Origin of the sequence: Kitasatospora sp. NPDC002551 (genome assembly GCF_040296005.1) — a bacterium.
Taxonomy (GTDB): Bacteria; Actinomycetota; Actinomycetes; order Streptomycetales; family Streptomycetaceae; genus Kitasatospora.
In genome coordinates, this window is record NZ_JBEOWI010000055.1 from 1 (window position 1) to 23,897 (window position 23,897).

Below are 23,897 nucleotides of genomic sequence, written 5' to 3' on the forward strand. Positions count from 1 at the left end.
GGCAGGACGCCGGGTTCGGACCGGCCGGCTGGGCCGCCGTCGGGCGGGCCCTGGCGGCGGGCGGCGCGGGCGTCGTGCTGCTGCTCAACCGGCGGCGCGCCGCCGGCGGGTGATCCGGCGAGTGCCCGGGGCCCGGTCTCAGCCGTCCTGGGGCCGGGCCCGCGTCGTACCCCGCTCCGGCCCGCCGGGGCCCTCCCCGCCGGCCCGCTCGCCGGCCGCCTCGCCGGCCGCCTCGTCGGCCGCCTCGACCATCGCCCGGGCGCGCCCCCGGGCCCGGTCCCGGGCGGCCGCCGGGTCGGCGGTGGCGGTCCAGGCCACGCAGAACATCAGCAGCCGGCAGACGAAGTTGATCCAGAGCAGCAGCGCCACCGGCACGCCGAAGGCGCCGTACAGGCTCCGCCCCGCGACCGAGCCGAGGTACGAGGAGAGCAGGATCTTCAGCAGCTCGAAGCCGACCGCGCCGATCAGCGCGGCCTTGAGGACGTCCCGCCGGTGCTGGTGGCCGATCCGCGGGAACGGCGCCAGCAGGTAGGCGAAGAGCAGCATGTCCGAGGCCACCGCGATCAGCAGGCCGGCCGCGGTGAGCAGGTAGCCGGCGCTGCCCAGGCCCGCCCAGTCGGCGATCCGGCCCGCCAGCGTGGTGCCGGCGGCCGAGGCGGCGAGCGAGAGCAGCGAGACCGCGCCCAGGCCGCCGAGCACCACGAAGTCCCAGGCCTTGCGCAGCAGCGGGTTGCCCTCCTCGTCGGGCAGCTGCCACAGGTCCCGGATCGAGGTCCGCATGGTGTCCACCCAGCCGAGCCCGGACAGCACCAGCAGCACTCCGCTGACCAGGCCGACCGCGCCCGCGTTGGCCACCAGCGAGGGCAGGTTGAGCGCGTCCGAGATGCCCGGCAGCTGGTCGGAGATGCGGTGCTGGAGGTCCTCCACCCGGCTGTCGCTGAGGGTCGCGACGGCGATCGCCAGCGCGACCGTCAGCAGCGGGAAGAGCGCGAGGAAGCCGAAGAAGGTGACCGCGCCGGCCAGCCGGTTGCCGCGCAGCGCGGTGAAGTGCTCGTAGGCGCGGTACGGGCGGCTGCGCAGCACCCGGGCGACGAGCGGGCCGATCACCGGAAGGCGGGTCAGGAAGTCCACCGTCCGGTTATACCCGCGCGTCGCCCGAACGGCCGTCAGGCTCGGCCGGGAACGGGGCACCCGGCGCGCGGGCCCCCGGCGGCGGAGCGCTCAGCGGCGCACCATCCGCCGGGCCCGGGCCAGCGCCCGGACCGCCTGGTAGGCGGTGTACCGGCCGTGGCCGAGCAGCTCGGTGCGCAGCCCGTCCGCCCCGCCGGGCGGACGGTAGCCGGCCGGGCGGAGCCGGGCGCAGTGCTCGGCGGCGCGGCGGAAGAACTCCCGGCGGTCGCCGGGCGGCACCCGGCCCGGCCGGGAGACCACGGTGTTGAGGTGGTGCAGCATCCGGCCGTAGACCACCGGGCGCCAGCGGTCCAGGTCGGGGCGGCCGTCCAGGAACGCGAAGACCAGGTCGTACTGGCCGAAGACGTCGAAGTGCTTGCGCCCGGCCGTGGCCAGGATGTTGCCGCCCTCCTGGCGCTGGCGGTAGTGGACGCCGACCCGGTCGAGCAGGGTGATGCTCCGGGCGGCGAGCAGCGCCGGGTAGGTCCAGGGGGTGTCCTCGTAGTAGCCGGCCGGGAAGGTCAGGCCCTGGGCGGTGACGAAGTCGCGGCGGTAGGCCTTGTTCCAGACCACCTGGAGCAGTTCGAGCAGGTCCGGGCGGTCGGCGAGGTCGAAGACCTCCCGGGAGGGGGCGCCGAAGACCTTGGCCGAGGCGGCCCGGACGATCCGGCCGTCGGCGTAGGTGCGGGCGTAGTCGTAGACCAGGACGTCCGGGTCGCCGCCGGCCGCGAGCCGGTCGTCCACCGCCTTCAGCAGACCGGGGGTCAGGGTGTCGTCGCTGTCCAGGAAGAGCACGTAGTCGCCGGTGGCGACCTCCAGACCGGCGTTGCGGGCCCGGCCGAGGCCGACGTTCTCCGGCAGGTGCAGCACCCGCACCCGGGGATCGCGGGCGGCGGCCTCGTCGAGCAGGGCGCCGCAGCCGTCCGGGGAGCGGTCGTCCACCGCGACGAGCTCGAAGTCCGGGCCGTCCTGGCCGAGCACCGAGGCGAGGCACTCGGGCAGGTACTCCTCGACCCGGTAGACCGGGACGATCACACTGAAGCGGGGCATGGCCCCAGGGTAGTGGGGGTGCCGGACCGCGGCCCCGGGGGGCCTTGGGCCGGACGGTAGGATCGACTGGCACGTACGCACCGATCAAAGTGCGGTCAGACCCCGAACCGGGCTGCCACGCTCCTCCAGAGAAAGGCCTGCGTAGCCGATGGCTCCCCGCCTCTCCATCGTCGTCCCGATCTACAACGTCGAGCGCTACCTCGTGGAGTGCCTCGACTCGATCGCCGCCCAGACCTTCACGGACTTCGAGTGCGTCATGGTCGACGACGGTTCGAAGGACAACAGCGCCGCCCTCGCCGAGGCGTACGCCGCCAAGGACTCCCGGTTCCGGTTGGTCCGCCAGGTCAACAAGGGCCTCGGCGCGGCCCGCAACACCGGCATCCGGCACATCGACCCGGACGCCGAGTTCCTCTGCTTCGTCGACAGCGACGACTCGATGCCGCCCAGCGCGTACGAGCTGATGATCAACACGCTGGACGAGACCGGCTCGGACTTCGCCACCGGCAACGTGCTGCGGTTCCGCGCGATCGGCTACTACCAGTCCGGTGGCCACAGCCGTCCGTTCGCCAAGACCGTGCTCAAGACGCACGTCACCGAGATCCCCTCGCTGGTGACCGACCGCACCGCGTGGAACAAGATGTACCGCCGCTCCTTCTTCGACGCGGCCGGCATCCTCTACCCCGAGGGCATCCTGTACGAGGACGCCCCGGTCAGCGTGCCGCACCACTACCTCGCCAAGAGCGTGGACGTGCTCTCCGAGCCGATCTACCACTGGCGCGAGCGCGAGGTCGGCGAGATGTCGATCACCCAGATGCGCACCAACCCCAAGGGCCTGATCGACCGCGTCACCTCGGTCGAGCTGGTCCGCAACTGGCTGAAGAAGCAGACCGAGCCGCGCTTCGCCGAGTACCTGAGGTCCTACGACGAGAACACCCTCGTCGAGGAGATCCCGATGTTCTTCTGGTCCGTCGTGGACGGCGACAAGGAGTACCGGGACGCCTACATCCGCTGCGTCAGCCGGCTGCTGCGCGCGATCGGCCCCGAGCAGGTCAAGAAGCTGCGCGCGCCGCTGCGCCTGAAGTACCACCTGACCCTGCAGGGCCGGATCGACGAGTTCGTCGAGCAGATCAAGTACGAGGGCGAGAGCAACGGCGGCGTCATCGCCAAGGGGCTGCTGCGCCCGTACGCCGACTACCCGTTCCTGCGCGGCGGCCGCAAGAGCGTGCCGCCGGGCCTGCTCAGCCTGCGCAACTCGACCGTCATCCGCAGCCGGCTCTACGAGTCGCGCTGGGAGGGCGGCCGGCTGCGGCTGACCGGCCACGCGTACCCGGAGCAGCTGGGCGCGGCCAACAAGCACGACATGGTCCGCACGCTGGTGCTGCGCGAGGCCAAGGGCCGCCGGGTCATCGCGGTGCCGATGAAGACCGTGTACAGCCCCGAGGCCACCGCCTCCAACCACCACGACCTCTACAACTGCGACTGGGCCGGCTTCACCGTCGCCGTCGACCCCGAGAAGCTCAAGCACCGCGGCCAGTGGAAGGACGGCAACTGGCGCGTCCTGGTCGCCGGCGCCGGCAAGGGCGGCGTCTACAAGGGCCGGATCTGGGCCGGCTGGGCGGACAGCGCGATCTACCTGCCCTCGCACTGGGTCGAGCCGGACGTGCGGATCGTCCCGTTCGTCCGGGACGGCAGCGTCTACCTGCGGGTGGAGAACGTGCGGATCCGGGTGACCGGGCTCGCCGCGCAGGGCGACACCGTCGAGGTGTCCGGCGCGGCCCGCTCCGGCGTCCGGCTGGCCGGGGCCCGGCTGCGGCTCACCCACGTCGAGTCCGAGCGCGAGCTGTTCTTCCCGGTGTCCGCGGGCACCCCGGTCGGCAGCCTGCAGTCGTTCCACGCCTCCTTCCCGATCCCCGAGCTGACCGAGGTCCGCGAGAGCTGGGCCGAGCTGGACCCGATCGCCGAGGAGCGCGCCCGCGACCGCTGGGACGCCCATCTGGTGCTGAGCGACGACACCACCGTGCCGCTCGCCTGGGACGACCGGAACGCGCCGGAGCAGCTCAACCTGGTCCTCAACGCGGACGCCGAGCCCGAGCAGCGGCGCGCCCTGTACACCAAGCCCTCCCCCGGCGGGTACCTGCAGTTCCTGGACCAGCTGCTGCAGCCGGTCGTGCACGAGGTCACCGCGCGCGGCGCGGACGGCTTCCTGCTCAGCGGCACCTTCCCGCTGCCCGGCACCCACCGCTGGGAGATGGTGGTCCGCCACCACTGGGGCGAGGAGCAGCACCTCTACCCGGTGGAGATCGCGGACGGCCGGTTCCGTACCGCGCTGCCCGCCGTGCCGACCGCGTCCTTCGCGGGCAACGTGCCGCTGGCGCAGGGCGGTTGGAACATCTCGTTCCGCCCGGTCGGCGCCGTCTTCCACCCGGACATGGCCTCCTACGCGCTGATCTCCCCGGAGTGCTGGAACGCGCTGCCGCTGGAGGTGGAGGCCCGCGGCAAGCGGATCGTGCTGGAGCGCCGCCACCACGACGGCCTGCAGCTGGAGGCGGAGAACATACTGCTTCCGGAGGAGCGCAGCGGCTGGCGCCAGCGCCAGCTGCGGACGGTCGACTACCCGGCCGCCCGCCGGCTGCCGCTGCGCGACACCGTGCTCTACAACGTCGCGCTCGGCGGCCTCTACGCGGACTCGCCGCGGGCGATCCACGAGGAGCTGGTGCGCCGCGGCCTGCCGCTGGAGCACCTGTGGGGCAGCGACGACCTGCAGGCGGACCTGCCGCAGTCGGCGGGCGCCGTCCGGCTCTACAGCCCGGAGTGGTTCGAGGCGCTGGCCACCGCGAAGTACGTCGTCACCAGCGCGCACCTGCCGGACTTCTTCGTCCGCCGGCCCGGCCAGATCGTCCTGCAGACCTGGCACGGCTCGCCGCTGAAGCAGCTGGGCCACGACTTCGAGAAGGTCTGGTTCACCGACGCGCACTACCTGAAGGGCCTGACCAAGGAGGTTCCGAACTGGAGCATCCTGCTGGCCGGCAGCACCTGGGCTGCTCCGGTGCTGCGCCGCGCCTTCGACTTCAAGGGCGAGATCCTGGAGAGCGGCCTGCCGCGCAACGACGTGCTCTTCTCCGCCGACAAGGAGAAGACCGCCGAGCGGGTGCGCGAGCGGCTCGGTCTGCCCGAGGGCAAGAAGGTCGTCCTGTACGCGCCGACCTGGCGCGAGGACCGGCGCCGCCACTACGGCGGCTACCAGCTGAACCTCCAGCTGGACCTGGCCGCGGCCCGGGAGGCGCTCGGCGACGACCAGGTGCTGCTGGTCCGCCGGCACTCCACCGTCCGCGAGCAGATCGCCGAGGCCGGCAACGGCTACGTCTGGGACGTCAGCAGCTACCCGGACATGGCCGAGCTGCTGCTGGTCGCCGACGTGCTGGTGACCGACTACGCGGCGTCGACCTTCGACTTCGCGGCGACCGGCAAGCCGATCCTGTTCTTCACCTACGACCTGGCGCACTACCGCGACAACCTGCGCGGCTTCTCGCTGGACTTCGAGGCGGACGCGCCCGGCCCGCTGCTGGCCACCTCCGGGGAGCTGGTCTCGGCGCTCGGCCGGGTGGACGAGGTCGCCGCCGAGTACGCCGGGAAGTACGCGGCGTTCCGTGCGAAGTACTGCGACCTGGACGACGGCCACGCCGCCGCCCGGGCCGTGGACGCCATGCTGAGCCGCGAGGCCTGACCGGCCCGACGCCGGCCCGGAGGCGCCCGACGCGAACACCGCGCCGGGCGCCTCCGGCGTTTCCGGCCCGAAATTCAGGAATTTCGAACTGGCGTTTCCAAAGGGAACTCCTCAGCTAATTTCCAGGGCATTCCCAAATTGACCTCGGATGCTTTTCCCGGTGAGATGGAAATTCTCGCCAGAAAGGTCCGTGGAAATGGCTGTCCTCACCCGGTTCGTCCTCCCGCACGCCGCGCCGCGCTTCGGCGACCCCCGTTTCGGCGCCCCGCTGCCGAGCGAGGAGGAGAACGCCGCCTTCGGACTGCTGCGCGCCCGCTGGACCGGCCGCGGCCTCGAACTCACCGGCTTCGCCCGCCCCGACGACCGGTCCACCGCCCTCCCCGGCTCCGCCTGGACCTGGCTCAGCCTGCGCCGCGACGACCGCGAGGAGCCCGTCCACGTCCCCACCCGGCCCCGCCGGCTCCCCGAGGTCACCGACGACAGCGCCCAGCCCGAGCACAACCACGACTGGGCCGGCTTCACCGCCCTCGTCGAACCGCGCCGGCTGCGCGGCGCCGACGGCTGGCTGCTCGGCGACTGGAACGTCGAAGTCACCCTGTTCACCCTCGCCCGCCCCGCCCGGCTGCGCCGCCAGTACGGCGGCCTCGCCCCGCACTGGTGCGGCTCCGGCGAGTACCCGCCCGCCCGCTGGGTGGACCACGACATCCGCCTCCAGCCGCGCTTCGCCGACGGCCGGCTCGCCCTGCGGCTCGAACGCCCCGACGTCCGCCTCACCCGGGCGGTGCCCGCCCCCGACGGCATCGGCCTGCACCTCACCACCGCCGACCCCGGCCAGGCCCGCACCGTGCTGCGGCTGCGCCACCGGGAGAGCGGCACCGTGCTGACCGAGCCCGCCGTCCGCACCGGACGGACCGTCACCGCCCGACTGCCGTACCCGCTGTTCACCGCCCAGGGGCGCGGCACCGGCGAGCTGGAGCACTGGGACGTGGACCTGGTCGACCCCGACGGCGCCGCCGCCCCGCTCGTCCTGGACGAGCGCGCCGAACCGGTCGCCGGCCAGCACCCGCTGCCCGGCGCCGAGGACCGGGTGCTGCACCTCAAGCACCTCGCCGACGGCCGGCTCCAGCTGTGCGTGCGGCCCGCCGCCGGCTGGGTCGAGCGGATCACCGCCCGGGCCGGCGGCTTCGACCTCACCGGCCACTGCCCCGCGCCCGGCCCGCTCGCCCTGGTGCTGCGGCACAGCGGCAGCGGCACCGAGGTCCGCCACCCGGTCGAGCACGGCCCGGACGGCCGGTTCACCGTCCGGCTGCCCGCCACCCGCACCGGCTCCGACGGCACCGCGCTGCCGTTGCGCAAGGGTCTGTGGGAGGCCGCGCTGCACCCCGCCGACGGGCCGGGCCCGGCCCGCCCGCTGACCGCCGCGCCCGCCGTCCTGGCCGCGCTGCCCGCCGCCACCCCGGTCGGCGGCAAGCGGATCGTGCTGGAGCGCCGCTGGCACGACACCCTGCTGCTGGACTCCACCCCGGTCCTCAGCGCCACCGAGCGCAGCGCCTGGACCCAGGCCCGCCAGCGCACCGCGGGCTACCCCGCCGCCCGCCGCGAGCCGCTGCGCGAGGCCGTGCTGTACGACGTCTTCGGCGGCCGCGGCTACGCCGACTCCCCGCGCGCCGTGCACGCCGAACTCGCCCGGCGCGGCACGCCGTTGGAGCACCTGTGGGTGGTCGACGACGCCCAGGCCGAGCTGCCGCCCGGGGTGCGCGCCGTGCGGGTCTGGAGCCCCGAGTGGTACCGGGCGCTGGCCACCAGCCGCTACCTCGTCGGCAACACCCACTTCCCGGACTTCCTGCAGCGCCGCCCCGGCCAGGTCGTCGTCCAGACCTGGCACGGCGCCCTGCTCAAGCGGATCGCCCACGACGTCGACAACCCCTGGCTCGCCGACCACGGCTACCTCGCCGCCCTCGACCGGGAGACCCCGCACTGGAGCCTGCTGGTCTCCCCCAGCCCCTTCGCCACCCCGATCCTGCGCCGGGCCTTCCGCTACCGGGGCGAGATCCTGGAGTCCGGCTACCCGCGCAACGACGTGCTGGCCCGCCCCGACCCGCGGCGGGCGGCCGCCGTCCGCCGGCGGCTCGGCATCCCCGAGGGCCGGCGGGTGGTGCTCTACGCGCCGACCTGGCGCGAGGACCGGCCGCGCCCGGACGGCGACGGCTTCCGGCTCGACCTGCGGCTCGACCTCGACCGGGCCCGGCGGGCGCTCGGCGGGGACCACGTCCTGCTGCTGCGCCCGCACGCGCACGTCCGCGAGCCGCTGACCGGCACCGGGGACGGCTTCGCCGTCGACTGCGCGGACTACCCGGACGTGCAGGAGCTGCTGCTGGTCGCCGACGTCCTGGTGACCGACTACTCGTCGATCCTGTTCGACTTCGCCATCACCGGCCGCCCGGTGCTGTTCTTCACCTACGACCTGGCGCACTACCGGGACAGCCTGCGCGGCTTCGCCTTCGACTTCGAGGCGCAGGCCCCCGGCCCGCTGCTGGACGACTCGGCGGCGCTGGTCGCGGCGCTGCGCGAGCTCGCCGACACCGGGGGCGCCGTGCCCGCCGGGTACGCCGAGCGATACCGGCACTTCCGGCAGGTGCACTGCGCGCTGGACGACGGCGGCGCCGCCCGCCGGGTGGCCGACCGGATGCTGGAGCTCGGCCGGGCGGACGGGTAGCCCGGAACGGACTGCCCGGACGGCGCGGCGGCTCGGACGGCGCGGCGGCTCGGACGGCGCGGCGGCTCAGCCGAACGGGTAGGCCCGCCAGGGGCGCCAGACCTCGTCGGCGTCGAACCGGGAGAGGCCGAACCCGGGCACCGGGAAGGCCGCGTGGAAGGACCGGGCCTGCTCGTGGGCCTGGTCCAGCACGTCGTCCGCGAGCCCGTGCGCCACCGTCACGTGCGGGTGGTACGGGAAGGCCAGCTCCCGGGCCAGCGGACCGGAGCGGATGTCCGCCTCCAGCAGCCGGCACTCCCGTTCGCCCTCCTCGACCCGGACGAACACCACCGGGGAGACCGGGCGGAAGCTGCCGCTGCCGCGCAGCACCATCCGGAACGGCCGGTGCGCGGCGGCCACCGAGGCCAGGTGCTCCTCGATCTTCGGCAGCGCCTCGGCCGGCACCTCGGTGGGCGGCAGCAGCGTGACGTGCGTGGGTATCGACCGGGCCAGCGGGTCGCCGTGCCCGGCCCGCGCGTCCTGGATCGCCGCGCCGTACGGATCCGGGACGCTGACGGACACACCGATGGTGAGGGTCTGCGGGAGACCCTCACCACCGGGCAGACTCGTCAGCGGAGTCACCGCTTGGCGGCCGGGAGGAAGCCGATCCGGTCGTACACCGTGGCCAGCGTCTCGGACGCCACCTCGCGGGCCTTCTCGGCGCCCAGCGCGAGGACGCGGTCCAGCTCGGCCGGGTCGTCCAGGAAGCTCCTGGTGCGCTCCTGGAACGGCGTCACCCACTCGGTGAACAGGTCGGCCAGCTCGGTCTTCAGGGCGCCGTACATCTTGCCCTCGAAGTGCGCGACCAGCTGCTCGATCGACTGCCCGCTGAGCGCGGAGTGGATCCGCAGCAGGTTGGAGACGCCGGCCTTCTGCTCCTCGTCGTAGGAGACCACGGTGCCGGTGTCGGTGACGGCGCTCTTGAACTTCTTGGCGCTGGTCCTGGGCTCGTCCAGCAGGCTGACCAGGCCCTTGGTGGAGGACGCCGACTTGCTCATCTTGACGGCCGGGTCCTGGAGGTCCTGGATCTTGGCCGTCTCCTTGAGGATGTACGGCCTGGGGACCGTGAAGGTCGGGCTGTAGCGGGTGTTGAAGCGCTCCGCGAGGTCGCGGGTGAGCTCCACGTGCTGGCGCTGGTCCTCGCCGACCGGGACGGCGTCCGCCTGGTACAGCAGGATGTCGGCGACCTGGAGGATCGGGTAGGTGAACAGGCCCACCGAGGTGCCGGCGGTGCCCTGCTTGGCCGACTTGTCCTTGAACTGGGTCATCCGGGAGGCCTCGCCGAAGCCGGTGAGGCAGTTCATCACCCAGCCGAGCTGCGCGTGCTCGGGCACGTGGGACTGGACGAACAGGGTGCAGCGCTCGGGCTCCAGGCCCGCGCCGAGCAGCTGGGCGGCGGAGATGCGGGTGTTCTGGCGCAGCGTCGCCGGGTCCTGCTCGACGGTGATCGCGTGCAGGTCGACGACCATGTAGAAGGCGTCGTTCTCCTCCTGCAGGTCGACCCACTGGCGCACCGCGCCCAGGTAGTTGCCGAGGTGGAACGAGCCGGAGGTGGGCTGGATGCCGGAGAGCACCCGGGGACGGTCCTTGACCGGACCAGTGACCGCTGCGTTGACCATGCGCGCCATTGTTCCAGTTCCACCGACCGGTCAGGAAACCTCCGGCCCCGGCGGTTGAGCCAGTGTGACGGCACTCACCCCCACCCGGGCGATCCGCCGGCCCTCCAGCTTGGCCACCGTCAGCCGCACCTCCTCGCCGGGGCCGGCCGGGATCCGCACCCGGTCGCCGTCGGCGGGCAGCCGGCCGAGCGCGGCCACCAGGCAGCCGGCCACCGTCTCGTAGGGGCCCTCGGGGAGGGTGACGCCGGTCTCCTCGGCGAAGTCGGCCAGGTTGAGCAGGCCGTCGAGCTCCATGCCGCCGCCGGCCAGCCGCCGGGTGGGGGGCGGCTCGGGCGTGTCGTACTCGTCGCGGATCTCGCCGATCACCTCCTCCACGAGGTCCTCCAGGGTGACGATGCCGGCGGTGCCGCCGTACTCGTCGACGACGATCGCCAGGTGGTGGCCCTCGCGGCGCATCTCGCCCATCGCCTCCAGCACCCGCTTGGAGGCGGGCAGCAGCTTGACCGGGCGGGCCAGGTCGCGGACCTTGGCGGCCCGTTCGCCGCGCGCCCCGTACAGGTCGCGGACGTGCACGAAGCCGGTCACCGCGTCGTAGCTGCCCTCGACCACGGGGTAGCGGGAGTGCGGCGAGGAGTCCGCCTGGGCACGGACCTCGGCGAGCGGGCGCTCGGCGTCCAGGAAGGTCACCTCGGTGCGCGGGACCATCACCTCGCGCAGCCGGCGGTCCCCGGCGGCGAACACGTCGGCGATCAACGCCCGTTCGTCGCTGCCGAGTTCGGTATTGGCGGCGACCAGGCCGCGGAGTTCCTCGGAGCTCATCGCGCCCCGCCCGGCCCTCGGATCGCCGCCGAGCAGCCGGACCATCAGGTCGGTGGAGCGGCCGAGCAGCCAGATCGCCGGGCGCAGCACCACCGACATGACGTCGACCACCGGCGCGGCCAGCACGGCGATGGCGTCGGCCCGCTGGAGGCCGATCCGCTTGGGGGTGAGCTCGCCGAGCACCAGCGAGACGTAGCTGATCACCAGGGTGAGACCGACCAGGGCGGTGGCGTCGGCGACGCCCTCGGAGAGCCCGGCCCGCACGAACAGCGGGGCGACCTTGCCGGCCAGCGTGTCGGCGCCGAAGGCGGCCGAGAGGAAGCCCATGCAGGTGACGCCGACCTGGACGGCCGCCAGGAAGCGGTTGGGGTCGGCCGCGAGGTGCGCGGCCCGGGCCGCCCGCCGGGTGCCGCGGGCCTCCAGCGTCCGGATCTGGCCCTCGCGCAGCGAGATCAGCGAGATCTCGGCGACGTTGAACAGACCGCCCAGGACGATGAAGACGAGGACGAGCGCGGCGTCCTCGAGGGTTTCGTTCACAGCGGGTCAGTGTAGGACCGGCCGGCACCTGGAGGGCGTCGCGACGCCGCCCCCGGCTGCCCCGGTCCCCCGACGGAGACGGCCCGCCGCCCCCGGGAAACGGGGACGGCGGGCCGTCGTGAAGCGCTCGGGGCGCGTCGGCTCAGATGAGGCCGAGCTCCTGGACCGCGTCGCGCTCCTCGGTCAGCTCCTTGACCGAGGCGTCGATGCGACCGCGCGAGAAGTCGGAGATCTCCAGGCCCTGGACGATCTCGAACGCGCCGTCCTTGGTGGTGACCGGGAAGGAGGAGATCAGGCCGGCCGGGACGCCGTAGGAGCCGTCGGAGACGACGCCCATGGAGGTCCAGTCGCCCTCGGCGGTGCCGTTGACCCAGGTGTGCACGTGGTCGATGGCGGCGTTGGCGGCCGAGGCGGCCGAGGAGGCGCCGCGGGCGTCGATGATGGCCGCGCCGCGCTTGGCGACGGTCGGGATGAAGTCGTTCTCCAGCCAGGCCTGGTCGCTGCCGACGGCCTCGAAGGCCGGCTTGCCGGCGACCTCGGCCTGGAAGATGTCCGGGTACTGGGTGGCGGAGTGGTTGCCCCAGATGGTGACGCGCTTGATGTCGGAGACCAGGGCGCCGGTCTTGGCCGAGAGCTGGCCGAGGGCGCGGTTGTGGTCCAGACGGGTCATCGCGGTGAAGCGCTCGGCCGGCACGTCCGGGGCGTTGCGCTGGGCGATCAGGGCGTTGGTGTTGGCCGGGTTGCCGACGACCAGGACCTTGATGTCGTCCGCGGCGTGGTCGTTGATGGCCTTGCCCTGCGGGCCGAAGATGCCGCCGTTGGCCTGCAGCAGGTCGCCGCGCTCCATGCCGGCGGTGCGCGGACGGGCGCCGACCAGCAGCGCGACGTTGGCGCCGTCGAAGGCCACGTTCGGCTGGTCGGTGATGGTGATGTCGCGCAGCAGCGGGAAGGCGCAGTCGACGAGCTCCATGGCGGTGCCCTCGGCGGCCTTGAGGCCCTGCGGGATCTCCAGGAGGCGCAGGTTCACCGGGACGTCGGCGCCGAGCAGGTGGCCCGAGGCGATGCGGAAGAGCAGCGCGTAGCCGATCTGGCCGGCGGCTCCGGTGATGGTGACGTTGACGGGGGTGCGGGTCATTTCTACCTTCTCCAGCAAGATCGCCAGGTGCCCCAGGCACGTTCGGCGCGCCGGAGCCGCGGACGGTCTCTCGACATCGAGAGAACCGGCGTCAGGGTATCGCAAAGGGAAGCGTACGCCTCGGGCGAGGTCGTGACTGGTTGGTCACAGACGATGACGGCCCCCGCCCGGGTCCCGGGCGGGGGCCGTCATCGTCCGGCCGGCTACCGGCGCGGGCGGCCGATCAGCTGGCCGATGTTGTCCAGCAGCGGGAGTTCCAGCCACGGGTTGGGCTGGGCCATCAGGGTCAGCAGCACGATCGAGACGCCCAGGAAGGTCAGCACGATCACGTCGGTGAACCGGCTGCGGACCGCCAGCATGCCGACCTCCGGCAGCACCAGCCGCAGCAGCGCGCCGAGCAGCACCCCGCCGCCGATCACCAGCAGCCCGTACTTGAAGCCGTCCTGGAAGTCGGCGAACCAGGTGACCGCGAGACCGGCGCCGACCACCAGCAGGACCACGGTTATCGGCCACTGCCGGACCGGCAGCGCGTGGTCGCGCCCGAGCGCGGCCGCCGAGCCCTCGGGGGGCAGCGTGCCGGTGGTCTTGACCGGCCTGCGCCGGGTCCGCCGCGGTTCGGTCATGGCTTCCCGTCCTTCGGGATCGTCGTTCGTCGATCGGGGGTGGGTCAGAGGCCGGCGCGGCGCTCGGCCGCCACCACGATGTTGTTGAGCAGCATGGCGCGGGTCATCGGGCCGACGCCGCCCGGGTTCGGGGAGATCCAGCCGGCCACCTCGGCCACGCCCGGGTGGACGTCGCCGACGATCTTGCCCTCGCTGCGGCTGACGCCGACGTCCAGCACGGCCGCGCCGGGCTTGACGTCCTCCGGCTTGACCAGGTGCGGCACGCCGGCGGCGGCCACGATGATGTCGGCCTGGCGCAGGTGGTGGGCGAGGTCGCGGGTGCCGGTGTGGCAGAGGGTGACGGTGGCGTTCTCGCTGCGGCGGGTGAGCAGCAGGCCGATCGAGCGGCCGACGGTGACGCCGCGGCCGACCACGACCACCTCGGCGCCGTCGATCGCCACGCCGTGGCGGCGCAGCAGTTCGACGATGCCGAGCGGGGTGCAGGGCAGCGGGCCCTCGATGCCCAGCGCGAGGCGGCCGAGCGAGGTCGGGTGCAGGCCGTCCGCGTCCTTGTCCGGGTCCATCAGCTCCAGGACCGGGTTCTGGTCGAGGCCCTTGGGCAGCGGCAGCTGGACGATGTAGCCGGTGCAGGCGGGGTCGGCGTTGAGCTCGCGGACGACGTTCTCGACGTCCTCCTGGGTGGCGGTGGCGGGCAGCTCGCGCTGGATCGAGGCGATGCCGATCTCGGCGCAGTCCCGGTGCTTGCCGTTGACGTACCAGCGGCTGCCCGGGTCGTCGCCGACCAGGACGGTGCCGAGGCCGGGCACGACGCCCTTCGCCTGGAGGGCCGCCACTCGGGCGGCGAGTTCGGACTTGATCGCGGCCGCGGTGGCCTTGCCATCGAGAATCTGGGCAGTCATGACCCCATTCTCCCGGATCCGGACCGGCTCGCGTGCCACCGGTCCCGGGCCGGGAAGGGGCCGGTGGCGGGAGGGGACGGGAGCGGCGCGGGGCCCCTGGTGGGACGTACGGGGGGTGGACGGGCGGATACGGAACGTCCGGGTCGTATTGCGTTTGCGCCACAGTCCGGTCCGACGCGCGGGCCCGGCTGGACAGGGCCCCGCCGGGCGGTCGACGATACGAGGGCATTCCCCGCCGCATCCGGCCCGGTGACGGGCCGACGGAAGACCGGCGGGGGCGTACCCGGGGGAAGAACGAAGTGAGCCGACCAGACCGCACCGCGCCGACGACCGATCGCCGCCGCCGCGGCACGCCCCGCACCGGCAGGCCGTCCCGACTCCCGTCCTCACCTTTCCCACGGCCCTGAGCGGTAGTCCGCCCCCGGTCCGCGTCCGCGCCCGGCGCCAGTGCGCTCCGCTGACGTCCCGTCCGACCGGCCGCCCGACCCGCCGGCCTGTTCCGGGCCCTCCGCTGTCCCGTCCCCACGTGTTCCCATCCGCACGGAGTCATCGATGAGCTACCCGCCCGACCCGAACAACCCGTACAACCAGCCCCAGCAGCCGCCGCAGCCCGGGTACGGCTACCCGCAGCAGGCCCCGCCGGCCGCCGGCTACGGCTACCCCCAGCAGCCGCCGCAGCAGCCGCAGGCGGCCGGGTACGGCTACCCCCAGCAGCAGCCGCCGCAGGCGTACGGGTACCAGCCGATGCCGGGCACCATCCAGGCGAACAACGGCTACATCAACATCGCCCAGCTCGGCACCGTGAAGATCGCGACCATGGGCCAGCGCTTCCTGGCGCGCCTGATCGACGCCCTGGCGATCACCGCGGTCCTCACCCTGGTCATGGCCCTCGGTCTGGCCAGTGCGCTCGGCATCGTCAAGGACGCCGACGACTGCAGCCAGTACAACTACGGGACCATCAGCTACAACGACTGCATCCAGCAGCAGAACGACGCCGCGGCCGGCCTCTTCGCCACCATGATGATCATGATCTGCGTGCTGTCGGTGTTCAACCTGCTCTACGAGTGGCTGATGGTCTCCTTCGCCGGCGCGACCCTGGGCAAGCTGGCCCTGGGCCTGCGCGTGGTCAAGGAGAACACCGGCCGGACCCCGGGCCTGGGCGGCGGCTTCATCCGCTTCATCATCCCGGTCGTGGGCGCGTTCCTCTGCTACATCGGCACGCTGCTGGTCTACCTGTCGCCGTTCTTCGACAACTCCGGGAAGCTGCAGGGCTGGCACGACCGTGCCGCCGGCACCCTGGTGATCAAGAAGTAGCGCGCACGGCGGAGCGGCCCGGCCCCCTCGGTGGAGGGGACCGGGCCGCTCTGTCGTCGGATCAGTGGAAGAAGTGCCGGGTGCCGGTGAGGTACATGGTCACCCCGGCCTCGGCGGCGGCCGCGATCACCTCTTCGTCGCGGATCGAGCCGCCCGGCTGGACGATCGCCCGCACACCGGCGGCGATCAGGATCGCCGGGCCGTCCGCGAACGGGAAGAAGGCGTCGGAGGCCGCGTACGCGCCCTTGGCCCGCTCACCGGCCCGCTCGACCGCGAGCTTGCAGGAGTCGACCCGGTTGACCTGGCCCATGCCGACGCCCACCGAGGCGCCGTCCTTGGCCAGCAGGATCGCGTTGGACTTGACGGCCCGGCAGGCCCGCCAGGCGAAGGCCAGCTCGGCCAGCTCGGCCTCGGGCAGCGCCTCGCCGGTGGCCAGCGTCCAGGTCGCCGGGTCGTCGCCCTCGGCGTGCACCCGGTCGGCGTCCTGGAGCAGCACGCCGCCGGAGACCGGGCGCACCTCCTGGCGGTTGGCCGGGGCCCCGGGGGCCAGCAGCACCCGCAGGTTCTTCTTGCGGGCCAGCACCTCGACGGCGCCGTCCTCGTAACCGGGGGCCACCACGACCTCGGTGAAGATCGGGGCGATCTGCTCGGCCAGCTCCACGGTGACCGGGCGGTTGACGGCGATCACGCCGCCGTACGCCGAGACCGGGTCGCACTCGTGCGCCTTGCGGTGCGCCTCGGCGACGTCGGCGCCGGTCGCGATGCCGCACGGGTTGGCGTGCTTGATGATCGCGACGGCCGGCTCGGCGTGGTCGTAGGCGGCGCGGCGGGCGGCGTCGGTGTCGACGTAGTTGTTGTACGACATCTCCTTGCCGTGCAGCTGCCGCGCACCGGCCAGGCCGCCGCTGCCGTCGGTGTAGAGCGCGGCGCCCTGGTGCGGGTTCTCGCCGTAGCGCAGCACGTTCTGGCGCTCGTAGGCGGAGCCCAGGAAGGCCGGGAAGGCCTCCTCGGTCCCGGTGTACCCGGACTCGCCGAACCAGTTGGCCACCGCGACGTCGTAGGCGGCGGTGTGCGCGAAGGCCTGGGCGGCCAGCCGCTTGCGGGTCAGCAGGTCGAAGCCGCCCTGCCCGACGGCGGCGAGCACGTCCTGGTAGCGGGCCGGGTCGACCACGACGGCCACCGAGGGGTGGTTCTTGGCGGCGGCGCGGACCATGCTCGGGCCGCCGATGTCGATCTGCTCGACGCACTCGTCCGGGGTGGCGCCGGAGGCGACGGTGGCCTTGAACGGGTAGAGGTTCACCACGACCAGGTCGAAGGGCTCGACGCCCAGCTCGGCCAGCTGCGCGCGGTGCGACTCCAGGCGCAGGTCGGCGAGCACGCCGGCGTGCACGCGGGGGTGCAGCGTCTTCACGCGCCCGTCCAGGCACTCGGGGAAGCCGGTCAGCTCGGAGACCTCGGTCACCGGGACGCCCGCGGCGGCGATCCGGCCGGCGGTGGACCCGGTGGAGACGATGGCGACCCCGGCGGCGTGCAGGCCCTGGGCCAGCTCCTCCAGACCGGTCTTGTCGTACACGCTGATCAGGGCGCGCCGGATCGGCCGGACGTTCTCGGAGACGGGAGTGGTGGTGGGGGCGGCGCTCATGCCGGAATCCATACCTTTCGGTCCTCGATGCGGTGACCCTCGCGGGCCAGCCGGCCCACGACGTCGACGAGCAGCTTGCGCTCGACTGTCTTGATGCGCTCGTGCAGCGCCTCGCCGCCATCGGCGTGGTCGGCGTCGAGGACCTCGACGACGCCCTGCGCGATGATCGGCCCGGTGTCGACGCCGGCGTCGACGAGGTGGACGGTGCAGCCGGTGACCCTCACCCCGTACGCCAGCGCGTCGGTGACGCCGTGGGCGCCGGGGAAGGAGGGCAGCAGCGCGGGGTGGGTGTTGACGATCCGTCCGGCGAAGGCCGCGATGAACTCGGGGCCGAGGATCTTCATGAAGCCGGCCGTGACGACCAGGTCCGGCTCGTACCCGGCCACGGAGGCGGTCAGCGCGCGGTCCCAGTCCGCGCGGTCCGGGTGGTCCTTCACCCGGTGCACGAAGACCGGCAGGCCGGCGCGCTCGGCGCGCTCCAGGCCGGCGATGCCGTCGCGGTCCGCGCCGACGGCGAGGATCTCCGCGCCGTACGCGGGGTCGGCGGCGGCGTCGATCAGCGACTGGAGATTGGTGCCGGAGCCGGAGACCAGCACCACCAGGCGGGCCGGTCCGGGCGTGCGGGGCGGGAAGAGCTGGGCGGGGGCGGCGGCCACTGCGCGATTCTCCGTAGGTCGGGCGCCGTGCGCTGGTACGTCCACCGGCGGTGGGGCCACTACGAACGGCAGGTCGAGCGAGGGGGAACTCCTGGCCAACCCGCCGCGACGCGGGCACCCGGGGAACCCGTGGGAGCTGCTGACCGTCACCACCATAACGGCTGGTCGGACGGCCTCCGAAACACCGTCGAGGGCTACGCGCGTAGCTGAGACGGGGATCTCGCCGGGCCGTCCCCGGGCGTCCCGCCGGTCCCACCGGACCCGGCGGGCCGCCGACGACCGGCCCACCCCGGACGCGCCCGGAGCCCCCACAAGGGCCTGCGGGATCATAGGGTGGCGCGGGCACCCGCCCCACCGACCGAGAAGGAATGGCTGAACCATGAGCAGCGGTGACGACACCGGCGAGCGCAACCCCTTCGCGCCGCCGCCGGCGGATGCCCCCGACCAGCCGTGGCGACCGCGCGCTCCCCGCCCCTCCGACGGCTCCGAGGGCCCCGAGGGCCAGGACGGCGACCCGGACGAGCGCCCGCTCGTCCCGCCGCCGCACCCCTGGAGCCCCGGCTACCAGGGCGGCGGCTGGCACCCCCGCCCGTCCGCGCCGCAGCCGCCCCGGCTCGACCCGACCGACCCCGCCCAGCGCAAGGCCCGCAACGCCGCGCTGGCCGGCATGGGCGCGCTGGTCTGCGCCTTCGCGACGCTGCACTACGTCGCCCTGTTCCTCGGCGCGCTCGCCATCGCCTGGGGCGTCTCCGCCATGCGCGCCCCCAAGCCGGCCACCGCCGACGCCACGGCCGCCCCGGCCGCCGCTGCGCCCGGCGGCCCCACCGCACCGAACCCGCTCACCCCGGCCGCCCTGGCCGGCATCCTCACCGGCGCCATGACGGTGGTCTTCGTCTCCTCCGTCCTCGGCCTGGCGCTGTACTACAACGACTACATCACCTGTGTCCGGGACTCCCTCACCTCCAGCGGCGCCGACGGCTGCGAGCGCCTCGCGCCGCAGTGGTACGTGGACATCACCAAGCCGAGCGAGTAGGCGCCGGGGCGAGCAGACCCGGCGCCGGGCGTGCCGGGGCGTGCCCGGCCCGCCCCTCGTCCGGCCCTGGTCCGGCCCTGGTCCGGCCCTGGTCCGGCCCTGGTCCGGCCCTGATCCGGCCCTGATCCGGTCAGCGGGCCGGGCCTGCACCGTCCGCGCCGGCCGCGCCGTCGGGCGTTCCGGCCGGGGTTCCCGACAGGCGGGTGACGGCCGCGTGCGCGCGGGCGCGCAGCAGGAGTGCGCCCCGGCGCGCGGGCAGAGCGAGCGCCCTGGGGGCGAGGGGCCCGCGGCCGGCGGCCGGGCGGAGCAGGCGGAAGCGGGTCAGCAGGGCGGTCGGGGTCGCGACGGCCGCCACCCAGGCGGTCGCGGCCAGGCCCGTCCACCACGGCACCGGCCCCAGCCAGGCCATCCGGCCCGCCGCCACCGCCCCGCCGGAGAGGCCGCCGAGCCCCGCTGCCGCGACCCCGGCCAGCAGTGCCGCCGCCAGCGCCGCCGCGGCGGTGGCCGGCAGCGGCCACGGGGCGCGCGGGCCGGCCCGGCCGGCGGCCCGCCCGCCGCCGAAGGCGGCCGCCCGGCCCAGCAGCAGCCCCGGCACCACGCCCGCCAGCGCCGGCAGCACGCACACCACCAGCCGCCAGCCGCCCGCACCCGGCTCCGGGAGGAGGGCGAACAGCGGGAAGTCCGGCACCGGCCCCAGCACCGTCCGCGCCGGCGACACCACCGTCCCCTCCCCCGCCGCGAACCCCGGGCCGAGCGCGTACGCCGCACCCCAGAGCACCGCGTTCGGCAGCAGTGCCAGGCTCACCAGCAGCACCCCCACCACCGCCGCGGGCCCGCCCGTGAACACCTCCGGCGCGCCGCTCGATCCCACCGTGGCCAGCACCGCCGCCCCCGCCACCACCAGCCCGCCGGCCGCCAGGAGCCCGCTCCCGGCCGCCAGCACCGCCGCCCGGACCACCGGCGCGCCGCCCACCGGCCGCAACGGCCCCGGCAGCCGCGCCAGCCCGCGCTCCAGCAGGCCCGTCACCGCTCCGGCCGCGCCGCACCCCCGTGCCCCGGCCGCCACCGCCAGCCCCGCCACCAGCGCGACCGCGACCAGGTCCGGCAGCACCCGGGCCCGGAAGTCCCCCGGCCCCGCGCACTGCACCACCACCCCGCACGCCACCGCGCAGTACCCCGCCCAGACCGCCGGAGCCCCGCCGCGCCCCGGCCGTCCCGCGCTCCGCGCCGTCACCCGGCCCGCCGTCCGGGCCAACTGGCCCACCGCCAGGAGACCGAGCAGCAGCGGGGTGACCGTCAACGGCGCCTCGGCCGCCCCGCGCAGCACCGGCGCGCCGTGCCCGAGCAGCCACAGCGCCGCCACCAGCCGCAGCGCCCCGGACGCGCCCCCGTCCGCGTACGGCGTCACCACCCAGAGCCCGAGCACCGGGACGGTGACGGCGCAGAGCCCCAGCAGGGCCGTCCGGACCCCGGCGAGCAGGGCGGACAGCCCGGGCCTGGCACCCAGTTCGCCCGGCGCTTCCAGAATCGGACGACCCGTCAGCTGCGTCATGGCCCACATCGTGCCAAGGCGACTCGCCATGCTCCATGAAGAGGCAAACCGCCGGGGTGTCCCAGATTATGGGTTTATGCGCATTTTCAGACCATGCCCTTTCGCCGCCGCGACCGACCCGGCCAGGAGCGTCTGATGACCAAGCCCCCGACCGTCGAACACCCCGGCAACCAGCCCGCGCCCGCGACGCAGAGCCGCAGCGGGAAGGGGCGCCCCGCCAAGGCCGGGTCCGGACACGGCCGGGGCACCGCCGCCCCCGCCGGGAAGGGCCAGGCACCGCCCGGGCAGGACGCGGCCGCCGGCCTGCTGCGCCGGCTGACGGCACGTGAGGCCCAGGCCTTCGCCCACCTGGCGGCCGGCCGGGACCTCGCGGAGACCGCCGCCGCCCTCGGTGTCACCACCACGACCGCCCGCAGCTACCAGCACCGGGCCCTGCGCAAGCTCGGTACCCGCACCCAGGACGAGATCACCGCCCTCGCCGCCCTGCTGTCCACCCCGGACGCCACCGACGAGGCCCGCCCGAACTCCGCCGACGCAAAACCGCGACGCGGCGCCGCGAGGACCGGCGACCGGGCGGAGCCAAGGCCCCCGGCCGACGGCGAACGGCCATCCCCCGAGCGGGGCGCTGCGGCAGCCGCCGCACCGGGCGACCCCGCCGCCCGCGCGAGAACCGACACCCCGGCAACGACCGGGGTCGACGGCAGGACGGAACCGGGCACCCCGGCCGACGGCGAACGGGCCCTCCGCGACACGCCCGGCGCACCCGCCCCGACGCACACACCGGGCCGGGACACCGCAGCCGCCACGCCGGGCGGCCCGGCCTCGGCCGACGCGCGAACGGGCCGCGCCGGGGCGGCGGCCCCGCCCGGCACGGGCCCGGTCGCCATGGCCTCGCCGACACGGCAGGAGGACACCCACCGTCCGGAGGCGGACGCCGCCGGCACCAACCGACCGCGGGGCGTCCGCGCCCCCGGCCTGATTGGCAAGGACCCGACCGCGCGTCGGACGGCCGGGGGCGGGGGCAAGCCGCGGACCGTGTCCGCCGGGCAGGCGATGACAGGGCAGCCGTCGACTGCGGGGCGAGACGGCGGCGAGGCCGCCGAGCGCGCGGCCGACGCCGGTCGCGGATCGGCAGAACGCGACGACCGCCGGGCGACGGCGAAGGAGTCGGCCACGGCGGCCACCGGCGGGCCGACGCCGCCGGGACGGGACCGCAAGACCGCACCCGGGTCGGCGACGGCCGGACGCACTCGCGCGGCCGCGAAGCCGGCCGCCGCGACCGCCGGACGACCGGACGCGCCGGGGCCGGCCGGCGGGACCGGCGGCGACCGGGCGGCGGCCGGGCGCGGCGACGGGCCGGGGACGGGGTTCGAGGAGGTGTACGAGGCGGCGCACACCCGGCTGGTGCAGCAGGTGTTCCTGCTCACCGCGTGCAGGCACCGGGCCGTGCACTGTGTGGGCCGGGCGTTCGGCGAGGCGCGGCGGCGGTGGGCGGCGGCGGTCGCGGGCGGCGATCCGGAGGCGTGGGTGCGGGCGCGGGCGTTCGAGCTGGCGCTGTCGCCGTGGCACCGGGGCGGGCCGCGGCGCACGCACGTCTGGCGGCTGCCGCACCGCCGGATCAAGGTGCGCCCGGCGGACGAGGCCCAGGCGGTGCTGCCGGACCACGACCGCCTCACCGACCACGACCGCGCGCTGCTCAAGGCGCTCCGCCGGCTGTCCCGGCCGCGGCGGCGGGCGCTGGTGCTGCACGACGGCCTGGGGATGCCGGCCGCCGCCGTGGCGGTGGAGGTGGAGTCGACGGTGACGGCCGCCGAGGGGCGGGTGTGGGCGGCGCGGGCGGCGCTGGTGCGGTGGGTGCCCGAGCTGGTCGGGCCGGATCCGGCGGCGGACGGGTTCGCCGACCGGCTCTGCGCGCTGATGCACCGGGCGGCGGTGCGCGGGGCGCCGCAGCCGCACCGGGCGCCGGTGCCGCTGCTGCGGGCCCGGCACGGGCTGGCGAACGCGGGCCGGACGGGGGCGGCGGCGCTGCTGACGGCCGCGGTCGGCGGCGCGGTGGTGGCGACGCTGGCGGGCGGGGGGCCGGGTGAGCTGTTCCGGCCGCCCGGTCCGCCGCCGCCCTCGCTCTGCGCGCCGTTCCCCACCTCGGCGACCGATCCGGACGCGCCGCTGCCGCTGCTGGCGGACGGTCCGCCGTCGGGGATCCGCAGCCTCTGGTGCTCGCCGACGCCGGGGCTGGAGCCGGTCGTGCTGGATCCGCCGCCGCCCCGCGACGGGCCGTACCGGCCGCCGACGGGCGGGCGGGCCGCCGAGGCGCTCCCCCCGCCACGGATCGTGGCCGCCGAACCGCAGGGCTGCGCGCCGCCCTGGTCCCTGCACCCCTGCCCGGCCACCGGCTGAAAGCCGCCGCGCGACCGGACAGCACTGCGCCCCGCCCGGATTCCCGGGCGGGGCGCCGTGGTGTGCGAGCGGGGAGGGCGTCAGCCCTTGATCAGCTCACGGGCCAGGCGAGCGGTCTCGGACGGCGTCTTGCCGACCTTGACGCCGGCGGCCTCAAGGGCCTCCTTCTTCGCCTGCGCGGTGCCCGAGGAGCCGGAGACGATGGCGCCGGCGTGGCCCATGGTCTTGCCCTCGGGGGCGGTGAAGCCCGCGACGTAGCCGACGACCGGCTTGGTCACGTTCTCCTTGATGAAGGCCGCGGCGCGCTCCTCGGCGTCGCCACCGATCTCACCGATCATGACGATGAGCTCGGTCTCCGGGTCCTCCTGGAACGCCTTGAGGGCGTCGATGTGGGTGGTGCCGATGACCGGGTCACCGCCGATGCCCACGGCCGAGGTGAAGCCGATGTCCCGCAGCTCGTACATGAGCTGGTAGGTCAGGGTGCCGGACTTCGAGACCAGGCCGATCTTGCCGGCCTTGGTGATGTCGGCCGGGATGATGCCGGCGTTCGACTGTCCGGGGCTGATCAGGCCGGGGCAGTTCGGGCCGATGATCCGGGTCTTGTTGCCCTTCGAGCCGGCGTGGGCCCAGAAGGCGGCGGTGTCGTGCACCGGGACGCCCTCGGTGATGACGACGGCCAGGCCGATCTCGGCGTCGATGGCCTCGACGACGGCGCTCTTGGTGTGCGCCGGCGGCACGAAGATGACGGTGACGTCGGCACCGGTCTTCTCGATGGCCTCGGCCACGGTGCCGAAGACGGGCACCTCGGTGCCGTCGACGTCCACGGTGGTGCCGGCCTTGCGCGGGTTGACACCGCCGACGATCTGGGTGCCGGAGGCGAGCATGCGGCGGGTGTGCTTCATGCCCTCGGAGCCGGTCATGCCCTGAACGATGACCTTGCTGTCCTTGGTAAGGAAGATAGCCATGGTGTGA

At 74.6% G+C, this 23,897-nt stretch carries 17 protein-coding genes; 5 read left to right on the forward strand and 12 right to left on the reverse strand.

Features of this window, described 5'->3' with window-relative positions; translation table 11 throughout:
• Positions 1-138: 138 nt before the first annotated feature.
• The gene (locus ABT093_RS32765; protein ID WP_350570561.1) at positions 139-1,131 is read right to left on the reverse strand and encodes a YihY/virulence factor BrkB family protein; all 993 of its coding nucleotides are present in this window, start codon (positions 1,129-1,131) and stop codon (positions 139-141) included.
• 90 nt (positions 1,132-1,221) lie between these two features.
• Positions 1,222-2,220, reverse strand: a complete 999-nt coding sequence (locus tag ABT093_RS32770; protein ID WP_502884373.1) for a glycosyltransferase family 2 protein — start codon at positions 2,218-2,220, stop codon at positions 1,222-1,224.
• 148 nt (positions 2,221-2,368) lie between these two features.
• On the opposite strand from ABT093_RS32770, the gene ABT093_RS32775 reads away from it, so the two are divergent.
• Entirely contained in the window at positions 2,369-5,944 is a 3,576-nt protein-coding gene (locus ABT093_RS32775; protein ID WP_350570562.1) for a bifunctional glycosyltransferase/CDP-glycerol:glycerophosphate glycerophosphotransferase, read from the forward strand.
• A gap of 196 nt (positions 5,945-6,140) precedes the next feature.
• Positions 6,141-8,660 carry a CDP-glycerol glycerophosphotransferase family protein gene (locus ABT093_RS32780; RefSeq protein WP_350570564.1) on the forward strand — a complete coding sequence of 840 codons (2,520 nt, stop codon included), beginning with the start codon at positions 6,141-6,143 and terminating at the stop codon, positions 8,658-8,660.
• Between the two features lie 66 nt (positions 8,661-8,726).
• On the opposite strand, the gene ABT093_RS32785 is transcribed toward ABT093_RS32780, so the two are convergent.
• The 6 genes from ABT093_RS32785 to ABT093_RS32810 form a co-directional block, all read right to left on the reverse strand.
• Positions 8,727-9,221: a 2'-5' RNA ligase family protein gene (locus ABT093_RS32785; protein ID WP_350570565.1), complete on the reverse strand. Its 495-nt coding sequence runs from the start codon at positions 9,219-9,221 to the stop codon at positions 8,727-8,729.
• A gap of 56 nt (positions 9,222-9,277) precedes the next feature.
• Positions 9,278-10,318, reverse strand: a complete 1,041-nt coding sequence (gene trpS / locus ABT093_RS32790) for a tryptophan--tRNA ligase (protein ID WP_350570566.1) — start codon at positions 10,316-10,318, stop codon at positions 9,278-9,280.
• 30 nt (positions 10,319-10,348) lie between these two features.
• Complete coding sequence (locus ABT093_RS32795; protein ID WP_350570567.1) at positions 10,349-11,674, reverse strand: hemolysin family protein; 1,326 nt, start codon at positions 11,672-11,674, stop codon at positions 10,349-10,351.
• Positions 11,675-11,816: 142 nt separating this feature from the next.
• Positions 11,817-12,809, reverse strand: a complete 993-nt coding sequence (locus tag ABT093_RS32800) for a malate dehydrogenase (protein ID WP_350570568.1) — start codon at positions 12,807-12,809, stop codon at positions 11,817-11,819.
• Positions 12,810-13,012: 203 nt separating this feature from the next.
• The gene (locus tag ABT093_RS32805) at positions 13,013-13,432 is read right to left on the reverse strand and encodes a DUF3017 domain-containing protein (RefSeq protein WP_350570569.1); all 420 of its coding nucleotides are present in this window, start codon (positions 13,430-13,432) and stop codon (positions 13,013-13,015) included.
• 44 nt (positions 13,433-13,476) lie between these two features.
• Positions 13,477-14,331 carry a bifunctional methylenetetrahydrofolate dehydrogenase/methenyltetrahydrofolate cyclohydrolase gene (locus ABT093_RS32810; RefSeq protein ID WP_350570571.1) on the reverse strand — a complete coding sequence of 285 codons (855 nt, stop codon included), beginning with the start codon at positions 14,329-14,331 and terminating at the stop codon, positions 13,477-13,479.
• A 552-nt stretch (positions 14,332-14,883) separates the two neighbouring features.
• Here ABT093_RS32810 and ABT093_RS32815 point away from each other — a divergent pair.
• Positions 14,884-15,645 (forward strand): RDD family protein, encoded by a 762-nt coding sequence (locus tag ABT093_RS32815; protein WP_350570573.1) that lies wholly within the window; start codon positions 14,884-14,886, stop codon positions 15,643-15,645.
• A 61-nt stretch (positions 15,646-15,706) separates the two neighbouring features.
• Here the strand turns inward: ABT093_RS32815 and purH are convergent, their stop codons facing one another.
• Both purH and purN read right to left on the reverse strand, forming a co-directional pair.
• Positions 15,707-17,287, reverse strand: a complete 1,581-nt coding sequence (gene purH, locus ABT093_RS32820) for a bifunctional phosphoribosylaminoimidazolecarboxamide formyltransferase/IMP cyclohydrolase (RefSeq protein WP_350570575.1) — start codon at positions 17,285-17,287, stop codon at positions 15,707-15,709.
• The gene (gene purN, locus ABT093_RS32825; RefSeq protein WP_350570577.1) at positions 17,284-17,943 is read right to left on the reverse strand and encodes a phosphoribosylglycinamide formyltransferase; all 660 of its coding nucleotides are present in this window, start codon (positions 17,941-17,943) and stop codon (positions 17,284-17,286) included. The genes purH and purN overlap by 4 nt, the downstream gene beginning before the upstream one ends.
• A gap of 379 nt (positions 17,944-18,322) precedes the next feature.
• Between purN and ABT093_RS32830 the strand changes: the two genes are divergently transcribed.
• Positions 18,323-18,976 carry a hypothetical protein gene (locus tag ABT093_RS32830; protein ID WP_350570578.1) on the forward strand — a complete coding sequence of 218 codons (654 nt, stop codon included), beginning with the start codon at positions 18,323-18,325 and terminating at the stop codon, positions 18,974-18,976.
• 130 nt (positions 18,977-19,106) lie between these two features.
• On the opposite strand, the gene ABT093_RS32835 is transcribed toward ABT093_RS32830, so the two are convergent.
• Positions 19,107-20,528, reverse strand: coding sequence for a cell division protein PerM (locus ABT093_RS32835; RefSeq protein ID WP_350570579.1), 1,422 nt, complete (start codon positions 20,526-20,528; stop codon positions 19,107-19,109).
• Positions 20,529-20,663: 135 nt separating this feature from the next.
• Between ABT093_RS32835 and ABT093_RS32840 the strand changes: the two genes are divergently transcribed.
• Positions 20,664-22,925, forward strand: a complete 2,262-nt coding sequence (locus ABT093_RS32840; RefSeq protein ID WP_350570581.1) for a LuxR C-terminal-related transcriptional regulator — start codon at positions 20,664-20,666, stop codon at positions 22,923-22,925.
• An 80-nt stretch (positions 22,926-23,005) separates the two neighbouring features.
• Here ABT093_RS32840 and sucD read toward each other — a convergent pair whose 3' ends face one another.
• A complete protein-coding gene (sucD, locus tag ABT093_RS32845) occupies positions 23,006-23,890 on the reverse strand; it encodes a succinate--CoA ligase subunit alpha (RefSeq protein ID WP_350570583.1) in 885 nt (294 codons plus the stop codon).
• Positions 23,891-23,897 lie beyond the last annotated feature (7 nt).

Coding starts and splice junctions, on each gene's coding strand:
- ABT093_RS32770 (WP_502884373.1), bottom strand. CDS start 2,220: ATGCCCCGCTTCAGTGTGATCGTCCCGGTCTACCGGGTCGAGGAGTAC.
- ABT093_RS32775 (WP_350570562.1), top strand. CDS start 2,369: ATGGCTCCCCGCCTCTCCATCGTCGTCCCGATCTACAACGTCGAGCGC.
- ABT093_RS32780 (WP_350570564.1), top strand. CDS start 6,141: ATGGCTGTCCTCACCCGGTTCGTCCTCCCGCACGCCGCGCCGCGCTTC.
- trpS (WP_350570566.1), bottom strand. CDS start 10,318: ATGGTCAACGCAGCGGTCACTGGTCCGGTCAAGGACCGTCCCCGGGTG.
- ABT093_RS32800 (WP_350570568.1), bottom strand. CDS start 12,809: ATGACCCGCACCCCCGTCAACGTCACCATCACCGGAGCCGCCGGCCAG.
- ABT093_RS32805 (WP_350570569.1), bottom strand. CDS start 13,432: ATGACCGAACCGCGGCGGACCCGGCGCAGGCCGGTCAAGACCACCGGC.
- ABT093_RS32810 (WP_350570571.1), bottom strand. CDS start 14,331: ATGACTGCCCAGATTCTCGATGGCAAGGCCACCGCGGCCGCGATCAAG.
- ABT093_RS32815 (WP_350570573.1), top strand. CDS start 14,884: ATGAGCTACCCGCCCGACCCGAACAACCCGTACAACCAGCCCCAGCAG.
- purH (WP_350570575.1), bottom strand. CDS start 17,287: ATGAGCGCCGCCCCCACCACCACTCCCGTCTCCGAGAACGTCCGGCCG.
- ABT093_RS32830 (WP_350570578.1), top strand. CDS start 18,323: ATGAGCAGCGGTGACGACACCGGCGAGCGCAACCCCTTCGCGCCGCCG.
- ABT093_RS32835 (WP_350570579.1), bottom strand. CDS start 20,528: ATGACGCAGCTGACGGGTCGTCCGATTCTGGAAGCGCCGGGCGAACTG.
- ABT093_RS32840 (WP_350570581.1), top strand. CDS start 20,664: ATGACCAAGCCCCCGACCGTCGAACACCCCGGCAACCAGCCCGCGCCC.
- sucD (WP_350570583.1), bottom strand. CDS start 23,890: ATGGCTATCTTCCTTACCAAGGACAGCAAGGTCATCGTTCAGGGCATG.